General features: G+C 38.1%; 2 protein-coding genes. Both read left to right on the plus strand.

All coding sequences use genetic code 11. The features are described from left to right. The first annotated feature begins 11 nt into the window (after positions 1–11). Positions 12–92, plus strand: a complete 81-nt coding sequence (locus DYY65_RS07750) for a hypothetical protein (protein WP_236561730.1) — start codon at positions 12–14, stop codon at positions 90–92. Positions 93–861: 769 nt separating this feature from the next. After that, positions 862–1,047, plus strand: a complete 186-nt coding sequence (locus DYY65_RS07755; protein ID WP_162477401.1) for a hypothetical protein — start codon at positions 862–864, stop codon at positions 1,045–1,047. Positions 1,048–1,164: the final 117 nt, after the last annotated feature.

The following is a 1,164-nucleotide window of genomic DNA, read 5'->3' on the forward strand; positions in this document are numbered from 1 at the left end:
TAGAATATCGATTGACCAAGAAGGGACAGGAATTAGTAGAATCCGTCATCAATCTACTTCAATGGATGAAAAAGTGGTCCAATCAAACCTGAAGAGTTCGTACATCCTTGGACCCTAGAAACCTACCCGAAGTGTTGTCAGTACGAGGTCCATCTAATAATACGCACCTAACCCACAATTGTAGCTTTAGCGAATCTATTTCCAACCTGATCGATTTTAACCTTAACTTTTTGCCCAGCTTTTCCACTTTTCAAACACAATAAAACCCTGAACCCTTGCTACACTGCCACCTTTTCTACCTCATTCTTTCCCTAATTCCACTGGTTTTGGCCCTGGAGACCTTTGAATCTCCTACTGCTGCCGCCATCATACTCTCTATCGTAACTCACAAGGTCGAGAGTTTGGCACCTCTACATCTAATCCTTAATCAATTGTTCATTTACTAATTCCTACCTATGGATCATCAGAATGCTCATATAAGGACCCAACACGTTTCGTACTACCATTCCCATGACGCTTTGCATTGTGACGAGTGAGTAATTACATTATCATGATCACGAATTAATATTCTTCATCTCGTGTTCCAAGTTTCAAACTATTTTGATATTCTCTTGCCAATATCTGGAGCAATAGATTGTCAATATCATAATATTATTAGCTTTAGAGGAAATATAGTATTTCCAGTTTTCCAGAATAAATTCTTGGGAAAGTTTGTGATCATAGTATAAAAGAAAACACAAGTAGAGTTCGCACTTCGTGGAACAAAAATACATTATATGAGAAAGAAATTTACTGATTAAGGGTATTGCAATATTTTTTTCTCTAATAACACTTATCTAAACCTACTTTCACTATGCTACAATGAAAACAAAGTGCCTTGCAATAGTTGCAATCATCGCAGCAATAGGCGCAGTAACATCTGCAGGGTTCACGATGATGGCCACAACTGCACACGCGATACCAGTACACCTTGATTTTGATGACCTTGGTCATGGCCAATCTTTCCATGATTCCAATGGTGACTTTCACTCACACGGAAAAGCTTAAAGAAGCAAAACTGAATTAATCTCTTAAACTTCACCTTTTTTTCGCCGCTTATTATTCGAAATGTCCAACACTAATATGCGCGATAAGTGCAGAAAAATCAAACGCAGGAAGCCTTAT

It is taken from the genome of Nitrososphaera sp. AFS (assembly GCF_009898475.1).
Taxonomy (GTDB): domain Archaea; phylum Thermoproteota; class Nitrososphaeria; order Nitrososphaerales; family Nitrososphaeraceae; genus Nitrosopolaris.

Excerpts from the sequence above, each read along its gene's own strand:
- DYY65_RS07755 (WP_162477401.1), top strand. The coding sequence starts at position 862 with ATGAAAACAAAGTGCCTTGCAATAGTTGCAATCATCGCAGCAATAGGC.